The 21,733-nt window shown below is 70.5% G+C and carries 12 protein-coding genes; 7 read left to right on the forward strand and 5 right to left on the reverse strand.

Translation table 11 applies throughout. From position 1 onward, the window contains the following. Positions 1 to 72: 72 nt before the first annotated feature. Positions 73 to 504: an Rrf2 family transcriptional regulator gene (locus BMW99_RS11415; protein WP_069463051.1), complete on the forward strand. Its 432-nt coding sequence runs from the start codon at positions 73 to 75 to the stop codon at positions 502 to 504. Positions 505 to 671: 167 nt separating this feature from the next. Further along, entirely contained in the window at positions 672 to 1,088 is a 417-nt protein-coding gene (locus tag BMW99_RS11420) for a nuclear transport factor 2 family protein (RefSeq protein WP_069463052.1), read from the forward strand. A 207-nt stretch (positions 1,089 to 1,295) separates the two neighbouring features. On the opposite strand, the gene BMW99_RS11425 is transcribed toward BMW99_RS11420, so the two are convergent. The 3 genes from BMW99_RS11425 to BMW99_RS11440 form a co-directional block, all read right to left on the reverse strand. After that, the gene (locus BMW99_RS11425) at positions 1,296 to 2,126 is read right to left on the reverse strand and encodes a heavy metal-binding domain-containing protein (RefSeq protein ID WP_107451527.1); all 831 of its coding nucleotides are present in this window, start codon (positions 2,124 to 2,126) and stop codon (positions 1,296 to 1,298) included. After that, the gene (locus tag BMW99_RS11430) at positions 2,123 to 3,025 is read right to left on the reverse strand and encodes a hypothetical protein (RefSeq protein ID WP_069463053.1); all 903 of its coding nucleotides are present in this window, start codon (positions 3,023 to 3,025) and stop codon (positions 2,123 to 2,125) included. Before BMW99_RS11430 ends, BMW99_RS11425 begins: the two co-directional genes overlap by 4 nt. A 294-nt stretch (positions 3,026 to 3,319) precedes the next feature. Next, a complete protein-coding gene (locus BMW99_RS11440) occupies positions 3,320 to 3,946 on the reverse strand; it encodes a TetR/AcrR family transcriptional regulator (RefSeq protein WP_069463054.1) in 627 nt (208 codons plus the stop codon). Positions 3,947 to 4,024: 78 nt separating this feature from the next. On the opposite strand from BMW99_RS11440, the gene BMW99_RS11445 reads away from it, so the two are divergent. From BMW99_RS11445 to BMW99_RS11455, 3 genes are all read left to right on the forward strand, one after another. Next, positions 4,025 to 4,765, forward strand: coding sequence for an SDR family oxidoreductase (locus BMW99_RS11445; RefSeq protein WP_069463055.1), 741 nt, complete (start codon positions 4,025 to 4,027; stop codon positions 4,763 to 4,765). Positions 4,766 to 4,943: 178 nt separating this feature from the next. Next, on the forward strand, positions 4,944 to 6,788 hold the full coding sequence (locus tag BMW99_RS11450; RefSeq protein ID WP_069463056.1) for a glycoside hydrolase family 15 protein: 1,845 nt from the start codon (positions 4,944 to 4,946) through the stop codon (positions 6,786 to 6,788). Between the two features lie 242 nt (positions 6,789 to 7,030). Continuing rightward, positions 7,031 to 7,609 carry a hypothetical protein gene (locus tag BMW99_RS11455; protein ID WP_069463057.1) on the forward strand — a complete coding sequence of 193 codons (579 nt, stop codon included), beginning with the start codon at positions 7,031 to 7,033 and terminating at the stop codon, positions 7,607 to 7,609. Between the two features lie 35 nt (positions 7,610 to 7,644). Here the strand turns inward: BMW99_RS11455 and BMW99_RS11460 are convergent, their stop codons facing one another. Both BMW99_RS11460 and BMW99_RS41265 read right to left on the reverse strand, forming a co-directional pair. Beyond that, positions 7,645 to 8,229, reverse strand: coding sequence for a TetR/AcrR family transcriptional regulator (locus BMW99_RS11460; RefSeq protein ID WP_069463058.1), 585 nt, complete (start codon positions 8,227 to 8,229; stop codon positions 7,645 to 7,647). Positions 8,230 to 8,352: 123 nt separating this feature from the next. After that, positions 8,353 to 13,803: a LamG-like jellyroll fold domain-containing protein gene (locus BMW99_RS41265; RefSeq protein ID WP_069463059.1), complete on the reverse strand. Its 5,451-nt coding sequence runs from the start codon at positions 13,801 to 13,803 to the stop codon at positions 8,353 to 8,355. Positions 13,804 to 14,613: 810 nt separating this feature from the next. On the opposite strand from BMW99_RS41265, the gene BMW99_RS41270 reads away from it, so the two are divergent. Both BMW99_RS41270 and BMW99_RS41275 read left to right on the forward strand, forming a co-directional pair. Further along, positions 14,614 to 20,943, forward strand: coding sequence for an RHS repeat domain-containing protein (locus BMW99_RS41270; protein ID WP_069463900.1), 6,330 nt, complete (start codon positions 14,614 to 14,616; stop codon positions 20,941 to 20,943). Further along, positions 20,940 to 21,728: a hypothetical protein gene (locus tag BMW99_RS41275; protein WP_069463899.1), complete on the forward strand. Its 789-nt coding sequence runs from the start codon at positions 20,940 to 20,942 to the stop codon at positions 21,726 to 21,728. Before BMW99_RS41270 ends, BMW99_RS41275 begins: the two co-directional genes overlap by 4 nt. Positions 21,729 to 21,733: the final 5 nt, after the last annotated feature.

Consider the following 21,733-nt stretch of genomic DNA (forward strand, 5'->3'; position numbering starts at 1 on the left):
GGACGTTGTTGTAACGTTTATGGTTACGACAAGTCGATGGCAGGCCAGGGAGTCAAGGAGGCGAGGCCCGAGGTGAGCGCCAACAGCAGGATGACCGTTGCGGCGCATGCCCTGACGTGGATTGGGCTGTATCAGCGCCGCGGTCACGAGGTCGCCACCTCCGAGCAGATCGCGACGAGCGTCAACACCAACCCCGTGGTCATACGACGCCTGCTGGCCGACCTGCGGAAGGCCGGCCTGGCTGAATCGCGGCGAGGTGCGGGAGCGGGCTGGATGCTCTCCCGGGACCTCGCGGCGATCACCTTGCTCGACGTCCATGACGCGATCGCTGCGGGGCCGATCTTCGCTCTGCACCGCTCGCCCCCCGACCCCGAGTGCGTCGTGGGGCACGGCATAGGGCCGGCCATGACCGCCGTCTACGACCAGATCGAGAGAACGCTGCGCGGGGAGTTGGCGAGGACCACGCTGGAGGACATCCTGCGGGACGTGCTGAAGGCCGTCTGAGTGTGCTCCGGTCGGGACGCACTTTTTCTCGCTCTTCAATGTAACTGCATTGGTTACCTCCAGGATTGGGAGAGCCCGATGGGACAGCTCGACGACGTCGACCGGCGCTGAAGGACTTCACACATCTCAACGAGCTCCACCGGTACGCAAAGACAAGGACAAGCACCATGGCAACAGACACGCAGACCTCAAGGGCCGTGGCCGAGCAGTTCGTGGAGCGCCTCGGCAGGCAGGACCAGGACGGCGTCCAGGAACTGTTCGCGGAAGACATCGACTGGCACGTGCCGGGCAATGACCAACTGCCCTGGACGGGCCGCCGTACCCACCGAGAGGATGTCGCGCCTTACTTCACCACGATGTGGCCGCACTTCGTAGACGGCAAGAGCAAGGTCGTGCTGGAGCGGATCATCGTCGACGGCGGTGACGTGATGCTGCTGGGAATCTTCACGCACACCGTCGCATCCAGCGGCAAGGAGTTCACCACCCCATCGGCGATGCACCTGGTGGTGGAAGACGGCGAGATCGTCCGCATGCACCTGTACGAAGACACGCTGACAGTCGATCAGGCGTTCAGCATCGACTGAGAGCGAAACGGGTTCGTGAGCGTCTCCCGCCACCCGCAGCTGGGGTGTCGTCGCATTTGCTCAGCTGCGGGACGTCGTCGGTGAGGATCCAGACCCTGGCGTCACCACCGGCGTTGAAGTGGGTGTCCTGGTACAGACGGTCAGGCATACTGCGACGTCGTTCGGACCAGCCGTGTTGCCGGGCTCGCTGCCGGTGCGTTCTCGGGCTCATCCGTCCAGGCTCAGCACCATGGTGGGTCGTTGGATGTGATGGTCGGCTCGCAGCGGGCGGATCGCGGTGCCGATGGAGAAGAACTCGGTGGTATGGCCGCCCCAGCGGTGGTTGTGGGCGTTGAGTTGCACGCCGACGATCCCTTCCGCGTGGAGTTCCGCGGCTTCGGCCTGCATCCTCGCCATGGCCAGTTCGCGCGCGTCGTACAGCGCCTGGGTGAACTGCGCGATCTCGATGTTCTTGCCGAGGCTGGGCAGGACCGCGCTCATCTTCTGGTGTGCGATGTGGTAGACGCAGGTGCCCATCACCATGCCGAGAGGGGCGTAGCCGGCCTGGATCAGCGTCCAGAAGTCCTGTCCCGACAGGTCGGAGGTGAACGGTCTGCCTTTGCTGTTGCGCCACTGGCCGCCGCCGGGGGGCGGCGTGCCGGCCTTGACCGCTGTCCCGATCGCGAGGAACTCCGCCACGTCCTCGCCGAACGCCCGTGGCTCCACCGTCAGCCGGACCCCGACGATGCCGTCGGCGCGCAGTGCCGCCGCCTCCGCCTCCATCCGGGTCATCGCCAAGTCGCGTGCGTGGTACATCGCCTGGCTGAGTGTGGTCAGCTCCTGGTTCCTGCTCCACCGGCCCACCTGAAGGCCGACGTGGTAGATCGAGCTCCCCAGGACCATGCCGATCGGCCTGAAGCCCGCTTCCCGCACGAGCAGGAACTCGTTCACCGACAGGTCGCTGGTGAAGATGGCCCGGGGGTTGCCCGGCTTGAGCCCCGTCAACCGCCGTATCGCGGCGGCGGCCAGATCGTTCCCGTCCGGCTCTGCCTTGGTCATGTCGCCCCCCGGTCACCCTGCACGCCGCGCCGTCGGCGCTGACCGTCCGAGCCGGCCGCCGCCGCGGGCCGGCTGTGTGGTTCCCCGCCGCGGGCGCCCAGCGGCAGGACCTGCAAGGTCCTCTTCTTCGGCGGCGGGGCGTCGAACTGGGCGATGGTGCTGCCCGTCAACGTCGTCTCCGCGAGGTGGTCGTGGAACGACAGCTCGTCGTCGCCGCCGGTCGACCGCGTGCAGATCTCCTTCCACACCCGCACCGCGCCGCCGTCGGCCAGGATCAGCCCGTTCCCGCCCCGCTCGGCGCCGTGCAGTTGCAGCTGACGTCGCGCGTCGGCGCGAACCGCCCGGACCAGGTCGCTCAGGCCGCTGATCTCGCTGTTGCGCGAGGACAGTTTCCGCGACCGGCTGAAGGAGTCGTCGTGCCGCACGCCGATGGACATGCCCACCAGCAGTTCGACCGGAACCCATCCGGCGGCGAGGAGCTTGGCGAAGCCGTGGCCGTCGAGGTGCGAGGTGAACGGCGTGGTGAGGCGCACCCGCGATCCCCGCGCCCGCACGGCGGTCCCGATGACCTTGAACTCCAGGCAGTCGGGCTGGGCGGCCAGGGGAGCCGTGGTCACCGCGGCGGCCACCACGCCGTGACCGCCGACCGCCAGGCACTCCGCCGACACCCGCTCCAGGACGATCCGCCGGGCCCGGTCGAACACCTCGACCACCGTGGCCGAAGCCGCGCCCGCCCCCGAGACGACGACCGGGACCGTCGGGACGGCGGTTCCGGGGGAGGCGGGAGTCCGCTGAGTCCGCCGGGGAAACCGGCAGTCGTGGTAGCCCCAGTACCTGCCCGCGCGCCCCAGCCGCAGGACCGCCGTCCCCATCACCTGGCCCACCGGCTCGAACCCCACCGAGCCGATCGCCGTCAGCTCGCCCGCGGAGAGCGCCGATGTCCAGGGCCCGCCCTGCCCGGCAGCACCGACGGCACCGGTAGCACGGGCAGCACCAGAACCACTGGCGGCACCGGCGGCACCGGCGGCACGGGCAGTACCGGCATCCTCCACGGTCACTTCCCCGGGGGCACCACGCGCCCGTCTCCGGCGTCCCGACGGCACCGACATCTGTCCCCGATCTCCCGTCAAGCGAACGAGATCAGCCCCATCCACCCACGATAGCCCGGGAGTTGACACGCCGACCCCGCCCGGTCAGGACGGCGCCGTGCCACGACCGGTTCCTGGACGGGCCGGTGGCCCCGGCTGCCGGCCGAAGGAGCGGACCGGGGCATCGCGCGTGAGGAGGCCGTGCAGCACCACGTCCAAGAGGGGGCGTGCCCGGGTCTCCCAGTCCTCCTCGTCGAGCCGGGACAGGTAGCCGATCAGGGTGATGACACCGGGGGCGTCCACGTCGGCGCGGATGGTGCCGTCTGCCTGACCCGCATGGAGGAGGGCGGCCAGTGCCTGTCCTATGGGTCCGTGGCTGTCGTCCGCCAGCCGCGTGCGGGCGCCTGCCTCCACCGCCGCGAAGACCCCGCGTTTCACCCGTGCGTAGTCGGCCACGCGGTCCAGCCACCGGGCCAGCGCCTCGGCCGGCGGATGCTGCCCGAGGAGCTCGTCCGCGTGGGCGGTCAGCGCCAGGACGTCCTGCCGGTAGACCTCGGCCAGCAGGTCGTCGCGCGTCGGGAAGTGCCGGTAGAGCGTTCCCTGCCCCACGCCCGCCCGCTTCGCGACCGCGTTCAGCCGGAACTCCTCCGTTCCCGATGCGACCTCTCTGGCCGCGGCGACGATCCGTTCGCGGTTGGCCGCGGCGTCCGCACGTTGCTGTGTACCGCTCACATCCCCATTCTGCCGCAAGTGGACACGTGTCCGTATAGTGGTAAGCGGACACGTGTCCACTTAGGGAAGGGGCCCCGGATGTCTGGCATCCACGGCAAGGTCGTCGTGATCACCGGAGCGGCGAGTGGCATCGGCGCCGCCACCGCCGAGCTTCTGGCCGAACGCGGCGCGGTCGTCGTCCTCGCCGCCCGCCGCAAGGAGCGGCTCGACGCGCTGGCCGGCCGTATGCGCGAGCGCGGTGGCCGAGCGTCCGTGTGCGTCACCGACGTCACCCGCCGCGAGGACCTCCACCGGCTGGTGGAGCAGGCGGTCACCGAGCACGGCCGGCTCGACGTACTGGTGAGCAACGCCGGCATCAGCAAGATCGGACCCATGGCGGACACCGACCTGGACGGCTGGTCGGCCATGATCGACGTGAACCTCCGCGGCGTCCTGCACGGCGTCGCCGCGGCCCTGCCCGTCTTCCGCAGTCAGGGCCGCGGGCACTTCGTGACCACCGTGTCCACGGCGGGGCTGAAGATCGTGCCGGGGCAGGCGGTGTACGCGGCCACGAAGAACGCGGTGCGCACCCTGCTGGAAGGGCTCCGCCAGGAGTCGACGGACGGTGTCATCCGCACCACGTCCGTCTCGCCCGGTTACGTGCGCACCGAACTGGCCGGCTCGATCGACGATCCGGAGGCCCGCGCCGCCGTCGAGAAGGGGATGCGGGAGTTCGCCCTCGATCCCGGCGCGGTGGCACGGGCCATCGCCTTCGCGATCGAGCAACCCGACGACGTCGAGATCGGGGACATCACCGTCAGGCCGACGGTGCAGGGCTGAGGGACGCCGCTCGCCCGGGGGCGGGCCTCGGGTGCGGTGACCCGGTGGCGCGCGCACGTCCGCCGCCCGGGGGTCGTGACCTGCCGGCCGCCCGTGGGCAGGCCACGGCGGTCAGCCCGACGACGGCCGGATCTCCCTGCGGAGGAATCCCTCCGTCTCCCTGCCTACAGTGGTGGACATGGGGTCCGCAGGCGCGCCCGGCAGCGCGCGCGACGGCTGCCGCTACCTGCCGATCGCCGAGCACGGGCTGATCGGCGACCTGCGCACGGTCGCGCTGGTCGGCACGGACGGGACGATCGACTGGTACTGCTGCCCGTCGTTCGACTCCCCGAGCGTGTTCGGGGCGGTCCTGGACGCCGACCGGGGCGGCCGGTTCGAGCTGGCCGCGACGGGCCCGGCGACGACCAAGCAGTTCTACTTCCCCGACACCAACGTCCTGATCACCCGGATGCTCACCGAGGAGGGCGTCAGCGAGATCCAGGACTTCATGCCGGTGGCCACGGACGCCGGCCCGGCGGCGGAGGCCGTGGGACACCGGCTGATCCGGCGGGTCCTGTGCGTGCGCGGGACCATGACGTTCAGGGCCGCGATCGCGCCCCGCTTCGGCTACGGGGCTGTCCCGCACGCCCTCCGGCCGATCGCCAACGGAGTGCTCTTCGATTCCGGCGAGCTGTCACTGGCCCTGTCCTCCTCCGTCGCCCTGGAGGACGACGGGCAGGACGCGAGCGCGCGCTTCACCCTCGACCAGGGACAGACCGCGGTGTTCGTGCTGGACTGCCTCGACGGGCGGATCCCGCGGCCGATGTGCTCGCTGGGCCAGGCCGAGGACCTGTTCACCGAGACCGTGGCGTTCTGGCGGCGCTGGGTCGGCCAGTCGCGCTATCGCGGCCGCTGGCGCGAGATGGTCCACCGCTCGGCGCTCACCCTCAAGCTCCTCACGTACGCGCCGACCGGCGCGATGGTGGCCGCACCGACCACCAGCCTGCCCGAGCGGATCGGCGGCAACCGCAACTGGGACTACCGCTACCTGTGGGTGCGCGACGCCGCGTTCTGCGTCTACGCGCTGCTGCGCCTGGGATTCACCAGTGAGGCCGAAGCGTTCATGGGCTTCCTGACCGAACGCGTCCGGCAGGGCACGATCGGCCCGTCCGGCCCGCTGCAGATCATGTACGGCATCGACGGCCGCACCGACCTGCCGGAGCGCGAACTCGCCCATCTGGAGGGGTACCGCGGATCGGCTCCGGTCCGGGTCGGCAACGGCGCGGCCGAACAGCTGCAACTGGACATCTACGGGGCGCTGATCGACTCGATCTACCTGTACGACAAGTGGGGCCGGCCGATTTCCAGCGACCACTGGGAGGCCGTCTGCGCCCTGGTCGACTGGGTGTGCGAGCACTGGGACCGCCCGGACGAGGGCGTGTGGGAGACGCGGGGCGGCCGCCGCAACTTCCTGTACTCGCGGCTGATGTGCTGGGTGGCGATCGAGCGGGCGATGCGGATCGCGCGGCGCCGCGGCCTGCCCGCCGACGTCAACCGGTGGGGCCGGCAGAGGGACGCGATCTACCACCGCATCATGGACAAGGGCTGGTCCGTCCACCGGCAGGCGTTCGTGCAGCACGAGGACGACGACGTGCTCGACGCCGCGGTGCTGATGATGCCGATGACGAAGTTCATCGCCCCCACCGATCCCAAGTGGCTGTCCACGCTGGATGCGCTGACCGAGCAACTGGTCTCGGACTCGCTCGTCCACCGCTACGACCCGCTGGCCAGCCGTGACGGTGTCGGCGGCGAGGAGGGCACGTTCTCGATCTGCTCGTTCTGGTACGTCGAGGCGCTGACCCGGGCCGGGCGGCTCGACGACGCCCGGCTGGCATTCGAGAAGATGCTCACCTACGCCAACCACCTGGGCCTGTACGCCGAGGAGATCAGCCACGCCGGCGAGCAACTGGGCAACTTCCCGCAGGCGTTCACCCATCTCGCACTGATCAGCGCGGCCTTCAACCTCGACCGCGAACTGGGCTGAGGCTCGTTCGGGCTCGTTCGTCCCGCCCACCACCTCCGCGGCTGTGCGTGAGATCGCGGCGCCGTCGCTAGAGAGAACGTTCTGTCTTGACAGTCGGGGTGGGACTGGTCATCCTGAGTGAGCTAGAACGTTCGGTCTTGAGGAGGGCCCGCGGCTCGCCGCACCCGCCTCAGTGGGGGAGGACGCCGGCCGCGGCACCAGCCGAACCGCGCTCACCCCGCCGCCGCCTCGAAGGGATCCTTGTGACCACCGTTGACTCGCCTCCCGCTGAATCGGCCGCCGCCGGCCGGTTCGCGCCGTCCCTGCGCCGGCTGTACTTCGTGCGGTTCGGATTCGCCGTCGTCTGGGCGGCCGTGCTGTTCGCCGACACGTCCCACCTCGGAGGCCTCGGCATCACCCTGCTGGTCGTCTACCCGCTGTTCGACGTCGCCTCGGCCATCGTCGACGTGCGCTCGGCCGGTGGCACCGGACCGATCCGCGGCCTTCAGGCGAACATCCTGATCAGCGCGATCGCCACCGTCGCCCTGGGTGCCGCCGGGGTCTCCGGCATACCGGCGGTCCTCCGTGTGTGGGGTGCCTGGGCGATCGTCTCCGGGGCCGTCCAGCTGATCGTGGGGCTCAGCCGTCGCAACGGCGCCATGGGGGGTCAGTGGCCGATGATGCTCAGCGGCGGCATTTCCGTGCTGGCCGGAGTGTCGTTCGCGGCGGGCGCCTCCGCGTCGGACCCGAAGCTGGGCAACCTGGGCGGCTACGCCGTCCTCGGCGGAATCTTCTTCCTCGTCTCGGCCCTGCGTCTCGGCCGCGGCCACAGGGCGGACTGACCGGGACCGTCCTGGGACCGCGGCTGCCCGGGAACTCAGGCGCCGCGGGCCTGGAGGATGCCCTCCACGCCGTCCAGGAAGGTCTCGGAGATCAGTTTCGGATCGAAGAGGCAACCAGCCGCCATGGCCCCGTCGCGGAGCATGACGAGGTGGCGGCCGGCCGCGTCGGCGGGTGCGTCGCCGGTCTGCGCCAGCAGGTCCGTGACCGTGGTCAGGAACCAGTCCCGGTGGGCCATGACGGCCTGGTGGACCGGGTGGGAGGCATCGGAGTACTCGGCGACCGCGTTGAGGAAGGCGCATCCGCGGAATCCGGGGGACCGGATGCCCTCGGTGATGGATCTGGCGACGGCCCGGACCTGCTCGGCCGCCGAATCGCTACTGGCCACGGCGGCCGCGACCTGCCCACGGATGCCCTGGTCGGCCAGTCCGAGGTAGGCGAGGACGAGCTCCTCCTTGCCCGAGAAGTGCCGGTACAGCGTGGCCCGGGTCACCTGCGCCTCACCGACGATCCGGTCGATGCCGACGGAGTGGATCCCCTCGGAGTAGAAGATCCGGGTTGCCGTCCCGAGCAGCCGCGTGCGCGCCTCGGAGACGGTGCCACCTTCTGTTCTCGGACTCATGGTATCGATGTTAACAAATGGCAGAACGTTCGGTCTCCATGCTGAGGTCACCGCACCGCGGCCTGTCCCGTTCGGTGGCCGCTGCCCAGGCCGAGGTGACGGTCGGGGCAGCGGCCGGCGGGTTCAGTCCATCGCCGCGATCTGGTCGGCGGCCATGGCGAAGCCGTAGGTGTGCACGTCCGTGACCTGCCCCGGGAAGGCCGTGTAGGGCGTCTCACCGTAGACGGCCGTGTTGCGGCAGGCGCCCACGGTCATCGGCAGGTTGGGGTCGTACTGCGGAGTCAGGTTGACATCGGTCCCCATCAGCGACCCGTTGACGTACAGGGTCATCACGCCTGTGCTGTCGTCGCCCGCCACGGGTGCCGTGTACGTGGCGACCAGGTGGGTCCACGTGTTGAGCTCGGCCGAACCGAAGTCGCCCTCGGCGGTGGGCCATTGCGCGTTGTCGTCGTTGGTCGTCGTGGTCTGGAAGGCCCAGCCCTGGTTGCCGCTGTCGTAGCCGATGTACAGGGCCTGGTGGGCGGTGGTTCCCTGGCAGAGGGCGTTGACGGTGTTGCTGCCGTCGTTGAGCTTGACCCACAGGGAGATCGTGTAGTCGTTCAGCGTGTTCACGGCGGCGGTGGTGGTGCGCAGATAGCCGGTGCTGCCGTCGAAAGCGGCCGAACCGCCGTCGGCGGTCGGGCTGGCGGGTGCGTCGGCGGAGAACGTCACCGCTCCGTAGGCCGTCGCCGGGTTCTGGCCCGTGGTGTCCGACCCGTCGGTGGTCAGCTTCCACTCGTCCTCGCCGGTGCTCCCGCCCGGGTCGCCGGAGTTGGGTTGCGGGATGTACGGATCGGCGCTGTCCGACAGGTACTGCGCCGCCAGGTCGGCGGTGTAGGCCGCGTCGGGGGCGCCGCCGCTCAGGTCCGCGGTCTTGACGGTGTCGGAGACGTCGTCGCCCGCGGTGGAGACGGCCGCGGCGAAGTCGATCACCCCGTCGGCGGCGCCGTTGAGGTAGGCGCCGCTGCCGTCACCAGTGACGAAGAGGTTGACGGCTTCCCGCGCCGCCTCCTGGGTGGCCGTATGGGTGGCGGTGAACGGCGGGATCGTCGCGACGTAGACCGTGATCTGGCCGGTGGTGCTGCCGGTCTGGACGTTCAGGTTCAGACTGTCGTCGTTGTAGAAGGACTTGATCGCGCTGGTCTCGGCGACCAGGCCGCTCTCCACCGCGACCGCGCACTGGTTGACGTCCGTGCCGGTGCACTTCAGCAGGTCGTCGGTGCCCTTCGAGATCAGGACGGTGCGCACGCCGCTCTGCGCGAGGGCGGCGCTGTCGAGCGGGTTCATGGCGCTGAGCGGCTCGGCGGAGCCGAGCGGCGGCGGCAGCAGCCCGGGTCCCACGTCCGTGGCGCTGCTGCCCGCGTTGAGCACGCCGTACTCGACGCTGCCCTCGCTGTCGGGGTCGGCCGCAAGGGCTGTGGAGATGGCGTCGCTGAGGTGCCCGCGGCCGTCGGAGCCCGAGGTGTCGGCGTTGATCGTGCGGTCGCCGTAGAGCACCACGGCTCCGGTCGGGTTGCCGACCGGGGTGCTCACGTCGACGGCGGACAGGAACGGGATGCCGGTCATGGTGGTCAGGGTGTAGGAGGTGGCGGCGGTCTCCTTGGTGTGGTCCACGCCGTCGGTGCCGCTGGCGTAGACCGGGGTTCCGGCCAGCGCATGCCCTGCCAGGCTGGCGGGCGCGCCGTCCACCTGAAGGCTGACGAGCAGGGTGGCCTGCTGCGGCACGTGCAGGGTGACCGGGTTGCTGGTGACGTCGCCGCCCGCCGGCACCGTGGTCGATGTGCTCTGGCCGGCACCGAAGGTGAGGGGGAGTGGTGCGGCGGCCGCGGTGGCGCCCCCCGAGGTGCCGTCCTGGAGGGCGACCGAGGCCGCGTCGAACTTGACGGGCAGCGTGCCGCGCAGGTCGGACAGGTGGATGCGGACCTGGCCGTCGTTGTCGCCCCCGACGCTCACATGGACGGGGATCCGCACCGTCTGCTTGTTGAGGCTGGCGTCGACGGCGGAGCCGGTGGCCGGCTGGGACTGGATGTGCCCGCTGTCCTGTGCGTCGGACCAGGTGCCGACCCAGTGCCGGGTGGCGGTGGCTGACGAGGCGCGGATGCCCAGGCCGAGGAAGTGGATGGAGTTCTGACCGCCCTGCACGCCGTTGGACCACAGGGGCAGCGTGATGTCCCTGACGGTCGAGCCGGGGCAGTCCAGCGGCACGCTGAAGGCGTAGAGGCCGCCGCTGACGGTGCTCTGGGTGTTGGTGCTCTTGTTCTCGTGGCCCACGGTCAGGGCGGCGGTCCCGGCCACCGGGCTGATCCAGTCGGGGACGGCGTCCAGGGTGTACCGCTGGCTCGGCAGCGGGCAGCCGGGATCGCTGTAGGTGATGGTGCCGGTGGCGCCCTTGGCGGTTCCGGCGGTGGCGAACCCGAGGAAGACGACCGCGTTGCCCTGGTTGACGACGCCGGTGGACGGCACGGTGACGACCTGGCCGGAGGCGAGCATGTTGTCGCTGGTGCCGTTGCCGAAGGCGGGCAGCTTCACGGTGGCGCCGTCGACGGTGACGCTCTGGCCGCCGGCCCACCCGGCGGCCGTCAGGTCGGCGGCGTTGAGGCTGTCGCCGCGGCCGTCCGCGTCGGCCTTGCTGACGGTGGGAGTGGTGCCACCGGTGTAGGTGCTGACGGCGGTGTTGTTCAGGCAGCCGGTGGTGCTGTTGATCGGGCAGGTCGCGGCGGGGCCGAGCCGCAGCGTGTCGATGCCCGCCTGGTAGCCGGTCGAGGCGCTGTTCTTGCCGGTCAGGGTGAGGGTCAGGGTGTGCAGGCCCTGGCTGAGGGTCTGCAGGGCGCCCGTGCTGTCCTTGGGGATGCCCAGATCGATGTACTGCGTGCTGACCACGGCGTTGTAGGCGTCGAAGCCGCTGGTCAGCACGGTGGCGTTGGGGGTACCGGCGTCAAGGGTCAGCTTGTAGACGCCGTAGTCGGTGGCCTTGGTCAGGCTCGCCCCGATGTCCCAGGGGCCGGTCTGGGGGATGTCGAAGGAGAAGACCGCGCTGTCGCCGACCGCGACCTTGGTGTTGTTGGCGGTGTTGTTCGACAGCATGCCCTGGGCGCCGTCACCGAAGTTGACGCCGGAGAGGTTGGCCTGGGTGCGCAGATAGCCGCCCGCGCTGCTGATGGTTGCCGCCGGCACGGTGGTGGTGGTGCCGTCGGTGTTGGTGGCGCTCCAGCCGGTGGCCATCTTGTCGCCGTAGGCGTAGGCCGGGGTGCTGGCGCCGGCGTAGAAGAGGTACGAGGTCTGCGGCGAGGTGGAGCCGGCCTGGTCCACGGCCTTGGCGTACAAGGTGTGCGGGCCGACGGTGCCCGGCGGGAAGGCCAGGGCGGCGTCGCCGTTGACGACGGCCGTGCCGGTGCCGGTCTTGTTGTCCGCGGTGGCGTAGTAGACCGTGCCGGGTTTGAGGACCGTGCTGGTGGTCCAGGCGGTACCGCGGTTGGCGGCGTACGTGATGTTGCTCAGGTTGCCGTCGAGGGAGAACAAGTACCCCATGACGTTGTTGGTGCGGTCGTTTCCGACGACGAAGGTGCCGGTGTCCGTGAAGGCGCTGCCGATCTGGTTCCCGGGGAACTGGGTGGAGGCGACGGTGGGCGCGTGCGGCGCGGTGGTGTCGACGGTGAAGGTCTGGGTCGCCGTCCACGTCCCGGTCGAACTGACCCAGTACCCGGAGGAGTTCTGGGCGGTGGCCTTCCAGGTGTAGGTGCCGTCGGCCAGGGTGCCGGTGGTCCAGTCGCTGCCGTTGGCGTTGTACCCGCTGCTCGGGCCGTAGCCCGAGGAGACCAGCGTCCCGCCGGAGTTGAAGACGTCGTACAGGATGTGCAGCGTCTCGCTGCCGCCGGCGAGGTCGGGGTCGATGGCGCGGGCGGACAGGGTCGGGGTGTGCGTGGTGGTCAGCGTCTTGCCCATGTCGACCACCGACGGGTGGACGGCCGGGTCGCCGGTGCCGTCCTTGAGCTTGGGACGGTAGGTGTAGGTCACCGACAGAGTGGCGCCGCCCCCGAAGCCCAACTGCTTCCACTGGGTGGCGTCGTTCATGTTGGCGGCCTCGACGAGCAACGTCGCGTAGGGCCACTTGCCGGCGGCGGCCGACTGGATCCTGCTGGTGACGTTGAAGTCGAGGGTCGGCGGCGACACGTACGACTTCGACCCGGCCTTGGTCGGGCAGGTGCCGGCCTCGTGACTGGAGGCGGTGGCGATCACCCCGGTCTGCCGGGTGGGTTCGTGGCCCCAGGACAGGCCCGAGGAGTTCCATCCGCCGACTGCCGCCGTCCCGTACACCGCCGCCGGCGTGCTCGCGCACGACGCCGCCGAGAGCTGGTTGACGTACAGGTCGGCCTTGGTGACGACGGCACTCTTGATGCCCGCGGTGTTCATCGCGTAGTACGTGCGGGCCCGCTCGCCGTTGCCCGGGTTGTTGTTGTCCCAGCCGGCGCGCGCGTTGTTGGCGCCCGTGGTGGCGGTGGAGTTGTAGACGTTCCAGCCGTTGTCGGAGATCCGCGCCCAGTCCAGCTGGGACTTGCCCGGCGAGCCGGACCACTCGGGGTCCACGTAGACCGGGTACTTGGTGGTGCCGGCGGCGAGCAGGGCCCGGTCCAGGGTCAGGGTCTGCCGGCCCTTGGCGAACGCGACCGCGATCCTGGCGCGGTGGGCGCCGAGGACGGCGGAGGCGCTGCGCTCGGCCCGGGCGCGCAGGGCGCTCGTGGAGCCGGCGGCCGCGGCCGCGCCGGCGAGTCGGCTCGCGTCGGCAGCGGTGGTGGGGGTGCTGTCCCACATCAGGGGGGTGTCGCTGTGGAAGACCGTCCGGCCGGTGACGGTGTCGGTGGCCTGCGCGCCGCCCTGAGCCGTCCCGCTGAGGGCCAGACGCGGGCTGCTGGTGGTCCCCAGAGTCAGTCGCTGCAGCGCGGGGTCGGCGGCGGCCCGCGCGGACTTGACGACCAGCACCGAGGAGTAGCCCGCGGCGTCGGCGGTCAACTGGAGGTCGACCTGCGGCAGCACGTCGGGGTACGTGGCGGTGTCCCCGGACACGGTCGGGGCGGGCAGCGTGCCGGGCCAGGAGAAGCCCACCGCGTCGGAGCCGTCGGCCAGGGTGACCAGCGCGCCGCTTCCGCCGCCGGAGAACGTGACCTGCGTCGTGGCGGCCCTGGGAGCGTAGGTGCCGTCCGGCCGCCGGACCAGGGTGGTGTCGATCGGCACCCACCGGCCGTTCTGGCGCACGCGCTGCGGGCTGGAGGACTCGCTGCGCGTGAAGGTGCCGTCGGGGTTGGCGACCACCGTGGTCGCGGTGTCGGTGAGGGCGTCGATCGGCACGGGCCGGCCGGAGGTCCTGGCGGAGTCCAGTGCGGCCTGGAGCGGGTCCGTGCCGCCATGCCGCGTCGCGGACGGGGACGTACCCGACGGGCCGGCCGGGCCCGAGGCATGCGCCGGTGCCGTGGTGACGCAGAGCGCGCCGGCCGCCAGCAGGGCTGCGAGTGCGGACGCGAGCGGCCGCCGCCCGCGCACGGCTCGGTCGGCTCTTCGTGGATCGTGTGACGGCAGGTCGACATTCACGGTGCTGCGCCCCCCTTGAACTGAGTCCAGATGCGGACCGTGTGGAATCCCACGACCGGGATTCGCGCAGCCGTCATTCTGTGTGGCCGACGACGGGCGGGTCCACCTCTCCGAACGCCAACTGCGTTCATTTTCGGGGCATTTGACATCCTTGGATTCACCTTGCGTGGAGCCCGCTGCCTTTTCTTTGCCTTTTCCTTGTCGTGGAAGATCAAATTCCGCCCCGGGGAAAGCCCTAGGGTGATGCACCGTCAGCCCCTTGGTTACGCACAGGGCCTACACAACCCCCGGGCGACTCTCGGTTTCTCCTGGGCGGAAACGGGAGGGACGTTCACGATGGCGCGCACAACGAGGTCGTGGAGACGAAGGAGCCGGGCCGGCGGCCGCCTTCGCGGCGCCGGTCTGTCGATAGCGGGCGTCCTGGTGGTGGGCATGCTCATACCCGCGCCCGCCGCCATGGCCTCACCGGCGCCGGCACCGCCTCCCCACGCCCCGGCGGCGGCCAAGGACGTGGTGATCCCGTTCACGCACGCGAAGCCGCACAAGGCCGCGGCGCCCAAGGGGTTCACGCGGTTCGATCCGACCGGGCACGCGGCACTTCCGGGCGCGGCCAGCGCGACCGTGACCCTGGCGGGCGGGGCCGCCGCCTCCGCCTCCGCGGCTACGGCCGGCGCTCCTTCGGCGGACACATCGGCCCCGGGCCCTGCGGGCGCGACGCGAACGGAGTCTCCCCGCAGGCCTGTTCGCGCGGGGGCGACGCCGGTGCTGCTGTCCGCGGCGCACTCCACCGCGACAGCGGCCCAGGTGCGGGTCGCCACGGCCGACCAGCGCACCGCGCAGGCGGCCGGCGTGCACGGCATGCTGTTCTCGCTGCGGAGCGCCGGCGCCGCGGGCAGTGTCGGCGTCTCCGTGGACGCCTCGGTCTTCCGGTTCGCCTACGGCGGTGACTTCGCCGCACGGCTGCACCTGGTGTCGCTGCCGGCGTGCGCCCTGACCACACCTCGACTACCGCGTTGCCAGGGGCAGACGCCGTTGCGGACCACGCCGGGGGCCGGGCCGCTGTCCGCGCAGGTGGCCCTGCCCGCAGCGAGCACCCCGGCGGTCGGCGCGACCCGCTCAGCCGGCGGTGCACTCGTGGTGCTGGCGGCGACCTCGGGCACGAGCGGTTCGTCGGGCGACTACTCGGCGACCAGCCTCTCGTCCGGAGGCACCTGGTCCATGGGCGCCAACACCGGTTCCTTCACGTACAGTTACCCGATCTCGCTGCCCCCGGCGATCGGCGGCGCGGCACCCGACGTCGCGCTGTCCTACGACTCCTCCACCCAGGACGCGCGCACCGAGGGTACGAACAACCAGTCGTCCTGGCTGGGGGACGGCTGGTCCACCTCGGAGAACTTCATCGAGCGGACCTACAAGCCGTGCAAGGACGACTCGTCGTCCGGAGCGCCGAAGGACGACGGCGACGAGTGCTGGGCGGGACAGATCCTGACCCTGTCGCTGAACGGGAAGTCCTCGCCGATCGTCTACGACGACGCGACCAAGAGCTTCCACCCGGCACAGGACGACTCGACCACGAAGATCGAGAACCTCACCGACGCCACGAACGGCACCGACAACGGCGAGTACTTCAAGGTCACCGAGAACGGCGTGCAGTACTTCTTCGGCCTGAACCACCTGCCCGGCTGGTCCAGCGGCAAGGAGGACACGCAGTCGGTGTGGACGATGCCGGTCTACAAGGCGCACGACGGGGTGTCCGCCTGCCCGGCGGGCACCGACTTCGCCTCCAGCGCGTGCACGCTGGGCTACCGGTTCAACCTGGACTACGTGGTGGACCCGCATGCCAACGCCATGGCGTACTACTACGCACCGGAGACCGGCTACTACGGCGTGAACATGAAGAACACCGCGGTGGCGTACACCCGCGGCGGCACGCTCAAGCGCATCGACTACGGCATGACGGCGTCGACGGTCTACGCGGCCACGGCACCGGAGCAGGTGCTCTTCGACGCCACCGCCGAACGGTGCGTGTCCGGGGTGCCCGCCGGCAACACCTGCTCCGACACGCAGTTCACGACGTCCAACCCGGACTACTGGCCGGACGTGCCGATCGACCTGAACTGCTCGAAGGGATCCACCGACTGCACCAACCACGGGGCGAGTTTCTGGTCGCGCAAGCGGCTGACGTCGATCACCACCCAGGTGCAGGTCGGCGGTACCACCGACCAGGTCGACCGCTACGACTTCACGCAGTCCTTCCCCGACGGCGGCGACCACGCGCCGACCCTGTGGCTGGACTCCATCACGCACACGGGACTCGACCTGCTGGGCGGCGCCACAGCCACCAAGCCCACCCCGTCGGTGAGCTTCGATCCGCCGCTCCAACTGTCCAACCGGGTGGGGACGATCCCGCAGATGCCGCCGATGTACCACGACCGGATCCAGACCGTCACCACCGAGACCGGCGCACAGACGACCGTGGCCTACGGCACCCCGAACTGCTCCTCGGCCCCCGCCAGCGATCCCGCGGATCCGACCGACGCCGCCGCCAAGGGCTTCGCCTCGACCAACAAGCTCTGGTGCTTCCCGGTGTACTGGACGCCCCACGGGCAACCGTCGCCGATGCTGGACTGGTTCTTCCTGCACCCGGTCGCCTCCGTCACCACGATCGATCCGCACAACCACTACCAGGACGGCACGGAACCGGAGTTGCTGACCTCCTACGCCTACAAGGGGGATCCGGGCTGGCACTACGACGACAACGAGACCGTCAAGGCCAAGAACCGTACGTGGGGGCAGTTCCGGGGCTTCCCGGAGGTGGACACCACCACCGGTGACCCGAACGTCTTCCACTACACCGACGGCCGGAAGGTCTACGACCAGAAGACGCTCACCAAGGCGTACTACTTCCTGGGCATGGACGGCGACACGCTCCCGTCCGGAACCCGGAGCGTCCCCGATCTGACCAGCCAGGACGGCAGCGTCACGGTCCCCGACGACAACGCCCTGGCGGGCCAGGTCCTCGAGACCGACACCTACACGGGCGTCGACGGCAGCATCGACAAGGCCGTCGTCACCGTGCCCACGATCATCGGCCCCACCGCGTCCCGGAGCCGCACCGGCCTGCCCGCGCTGACCGCGCAGATGGTGCGCACGGCCAAAACGCTCACCCGCCAGGCCGTCTCCTACGGCTGGCGGAAGACCGAGACGGACACCTTCTACACCACCACGCTGGGCCGGACCACGACCGGCATGGCCGTGCAGAGCGACGACCGCGGCGAGGTGGGCGCGGCCCGCAACACCGCGAGCTGCACCTTCACCCGCTACCTCGACGGCAAGCCCGCGACGCTGGTGGTGACCGCGGAGACCATCGTGACCGACCAGGACTGCGCCACCACCGGTGCGACCCCCGGCGGCACCCTGATCTCGGACAGCCGCAGCTCCTTCGACCACAACCCCTTCGCCTACAACGGCGACGGGCAGTCGAACCCCGCGCTGCCCACCCTGGGCGACATCACGATGACCCAGAAGGCCGCGGCGGCCACCGGCACCACGGTCACCCGGTTCGTGAACGAGGCCGCCACCACCTACGACTCCTACGGCCGGGTGACGGTCACCACCCGCACACCCAACTCCACAGCCCCCGACGGCAGCAGCCTCGCGCAGAGCACGACCACGGCGTACACGCCGGCCGGCGGTGCGCTGCCCACCGGCACGGCCACCGCCGTGCAGATCACCCCCGGAGCGGCCTGCACGCCGACGACGGCGACATCGAAGACCTGCCACGTCTCCGCGGTGTCCCTCGACGCGGCACGACAGGCCGCGGTGACCAAGACCGATGTGGCGGGCCTGGTCACCTCGTTGACGTACGACGCCCTCGGCCGGCTGACCGGCGTGTGGCTGCCCAGCCAGGACAAGTCCGCCGGCGCGCCGGCCAGCATGACCTACACCTACACCCTGTCGGCGACCGCGCCGTCCGTCGTGTCGACGAACACCCTGCTGGAGAACGGGAGTTACAGCGCCAGCGAGACGCTGTACGACGCCATGCTGCGCTCCTTGCAGACCCAGACGACCGCGGAGAACGGCGACACCACGGTCTCGGACACCGAGTACGACTCGCACGGCTGGACGGTCGTCACCGACAACGCCTACGCGGTCGGCGGCAGTCCCGGCCCCAGCCTGGTGTCGGTGTCGCAGGTGAGTATCCCCGACACGACCGCCACCGACCACGACGGCCTGGGCCGTGCCACCTCGGTCACCGAGGAGCACGACGGGGTGCAGACCTGGACCACGCTCAGCGCGTTCACCGGCGACACCACCACGGTCATCCCGCCCAAGGGCGCGGCCGCCACCCGGACCAGCGTCGACGCGCGCGGCCACACCACGCAGTTGACGCAGTTCACCGTCGCGCCGACCCTGACCGGCAGCGCCACCACCGGCTGGACCGCCACCGGCGGGACCGGCAGCGCGACCACGTACTTCTACGACGCCGCCGGCCGGCAGAGCCAGGTGACCGGACCCGACAACGCCGTCTGGACCTTCGGCTACGACCTGCTGGGTCACCAGAACGCCCAGACGGACCCGGACGCAGGGGGCAGCAGCTCCGTCTTCGACGACGCCGGCAACCAGGTCTCCACCACCGACGCGCGTACCGACGAGCTCGACTACACGTACGACCTGTCGGGCCGCAAGCTCACCGAGACCGACAAGAAGACCGGCTTCCAGGCCGCGTCGTGGCTGTACGACACCCTGCGCGTGGGCCTGCCGACCTCGTCGACCCGCTACGTGCAGGGCGTGACCGGCGGCTACACGGTGGCGACCACCGGCTACACCACGCTCGGCAAGCCGGTCGGCACGAAGATCACCCTGCCCGCGTCCGAGGCCCCGCTGCCGACCAGCTACCAGACGAGCTACGCCTACAGCGTCACCACGCAGATGCTGACCTCGCAGACCGATCCGCGCACCCAGGGCCTGATCGGCGAGACCATCACCTACGGGCACGACGTCCTCGGCAACCCGACCACGACCAGCAGCGCCGGGCTCTCCGTCATCGGCACCGTCTACACCGACTACGGCCAGCCCTCCCAGGTCACCCTGGGCGCCTCCAGCAGCCCGGTCACGCTCACCTACTCCTACGACGACCAGACCCGCCGGCTGACCGACCGCCTGATCAGCAGGAGCCAGGCGCCAGGACCGCAGGTGGACGACACCTCCTACACCTACGACGCGGCCGGGGACGCGCTGTCGGTCACCGACAAGCAGTCGGAGACCGGGAACACCGCCACCGACACCCAGTGCTTCCAGTACGACGCCCTGGCCCGCCTCACGCAGGCCTGGACCGCCAAGGCCGCCTGCCCGGCCCAGGGCACCGACCCGACGGCCGCCACCGTGGCGGCAACGGCGGGCTCGTACTGGCAGTCGTACCAGTACGACGCGGTCGGCGACCGCCAGCAGGTGACCGACCACTCCACCGCCGGCGGCGCCGACACCACCACCGTGTACAAGGACGGCTGCACCGCCAACTGCACCCCGACGGGCGCCCAGCCGCACACCCTGACGACGACCACCGGCGGCACCGGCGCCTCGTCCTTCGTCTACGACGCCTCCGGCAACCTGCTCAGCCGCACCCCCACCGCCGGAGGCCCCGGCCAGACCCTCGTCTGGGACCACGAGGGCCACCTGGCGGAGACCGACACCACCGGGAGCTCCCCGTCCGCGACCACCTACCTGTACGACGCGAACGGCAATCAGCTGATCCGCCGCGACCCGGGCCGCACGACGCTCTTCGCGGGTGACACCGAGATCACCGTCAACACCTCCGTCACCCCCAACGTCCTGCTCGGCGCGGTCCGCACGTACACCCACGGCGGCGTCGGACCCGCGATGGCGGTGCACTCCAGCCTCCCGGGCGGTGGTGTCGACTACCTCTTCGACGACCCGCACGGCACCGCCCAACTCGCGATGGACACCACCACCCAGCAGGTCACGCGCCAGCAGTACACACCGTTCGGACAGCAGCGGGCGAGCGCCAACCCGGGCAGCTGGCCCGACGCCACGCACACGTTCCTCGGCAAGTCCCAGGAGACCGCTACCGGCTACACCGACGTGGGCGCCCGCAAGTACGACCCGACCCTGGGCCGTTTCATCAGCGACGACCCGGTCTTCGAGGCCACCAGCCCACAGGAGCTCAACGGCTACGGCTACGCCGGGGAGAACCCCGTCCGCAACGCGGACCCGACGGGCAAGTCCCTGTACGACCCGGACACCGGCTGCAACGGCACGGTGAAGGCGGTCGAGGCGTGCATCAGCAAGAACAGCCCCAGCTCGGGTTCGGCTTCGGCTTCGGCTTCGGCTTCGGGTTCGGGTTCGGGCTCCGGTTCGGGTTCGGGGTCAGGTTCGGGGTCCGGGAACTCGGGCGGGTCCTCGTCCGGCTCCGGCAGCAGCGGATGCGTCTTCGTCCTCGTCGACCCGTGCGGCACGCACGCGCCCACGCACCAGGTGGTCGCCCCCTTCTTCGTGCCCTACTTCTCCGGGTGGTGGAGCTCGCAGTGCGCGACGAACCTGCTCGGGAAGGTGTGCACCACGACCGGAGTGGTCTCCACGGGACTGGGTGGGGCGCAGTCCTATCTCGGCAAATACACCCCCGGCGCCGTGGTGAAGGGAATCAACAGCGGCACCGCGGAAGAAGGCATGGCGAATGCCAACCGCATTCTGCAGATGCAGAACACCGGAACAGGACTGTCGCGGACTTCCCTACTGAATCCGGGACTCACCTCGGTCCCCGCGGCACGGATACTCACCGGCGTGGGAGGCGTGGCAGCCTACGGCTACAACTACATGACGGACAGGTCGGAAGGGCAGTCCCGCACCCGGGCGGCGCTGACCAGCGTCCCGCAGGCCGGGGCCGACATGTACATATCGGCGACGATGACCGAGTCCGGCCTGGAGACCGGAGCGATCATCGGTTCCTTCGTGGGCCCCGAAGGCACCGTCATCGGGGGAGCGGTGGGGGCGGTTGTAGGCTTGGGCGCCGGCTTTGTGACCAGCAACGTCACGAACAACGTCATTTCGGATATCGGAAGTTGGTTCAAGTGATCTCCTGGGCCGCGCTCGCGGGGGGTGCCGCGTTGGGTGCCCTGTCCGCTCGCTCCTGGCGGCGGGTGGCCCGGTACTGGAGCAACCCCGCGGCGCGCCCGTCACCGGTCGCCCTGTCGCGGTACTTCGGGCCCGACGCCAGAAAGCGGCTCGAGCAGGGCTCCGCTCTCAACGCGGCCTGCCTGACCGGTCTGGCGCTCCTGCTGCTGGGAGGAGCCTGGCTCCCCCCGAGCAGGGGGTCCGGTTCGCAGAACCCGTTCGCCTTCGGGGTGGCCGTGTTCGGGCTGGCGGTCTTCCTCGCCGGAGCCCTCGGCCAGCTCTCGCTGGGATTCCTCGGCCGCCCGCTGTTCGTCCTCCCTCAGCACGCCCGAGGGGGGACAGGCGACACCTCCGAAGCCGCGGGCGGCCGGACGACCCGCTCCTCCCCTGACCAAGGACACCACATGGCATCTGCACCGATCTCGCGGGAACCCGACGGCGGCGCCGAGATCCTGGTGTTCCGTGACGAGGCCGACTCGTACGCGCAACTGCGCCGCTACAAGGTCTATGTGGACGGCAAGCGGGTGGGCGACATCCGGCGGGGGGAGAGCTGCTCGCGGTCCGTCGCCCCCGGGCCGCACAGCGTCCAGGTCAGGATCTCCTGGTGCTCGAGTCAGGTGTCCTCCGTCGAGGTGTCCCCCGGGGACCGGCTGCGCTTCATCTGCCGGGCGGCGCCCGGAGTGGAGTCCGACCCCACCGCGGTCTACCGGCGCAGGAACGATTTCCTGCTGCTGCGCGCGGTGTGAGTCCT

Origin of the sequence: Actinacidiphila rubida (assembly GCF_900110255.1) — a bacterium.
GTDB lineage: Bacteria > Actinomycetota > Actinomycetes > Streptomycetales > Streptomycetaceae > Actinacidiphila > Actinacidiphila rubida.

Bases quoted from the DNA above. Each gene is read 5' to 3' on its own strand.
- BMW99_RS11420 (WP_069463052.1), top strand. From the start codon at position 672: ATGGCAACAGACACGCAGACCTCAAGGGCCGTGGCCGAGCAGTTCGTG.
- BMW99_RS11425 (WP_107451527.1), bottom strand. From the start codon at position 2,126: ATGACCAAGGCAGAGCCGGACGGGAACGATCTGGCCGCCGCCGCGATA.
- BMW99_RS11445 (WP_069463055.1), top strand. From the start codon at position 4,025: ATGTCTGGCATCCACGGCAAGGTCGTCGTGATCACCGGAGCGGCGAGT.
- BMW99_RS11450 (WP_069463056.1), top strand. From the start codon at position 4,944: ATGGGGTCCGCAGGCGCGCCCGGCAGCGCGCGCGACGGCTGCCGCTAC.
- BMW99_RS11460 (WP_069463058.1), bottom strand. From the start codon at position 8,229: ATGAGTCCGAGAACAGAAGGTGGCACCGTCTCCGAGGCGCGCACGCGG.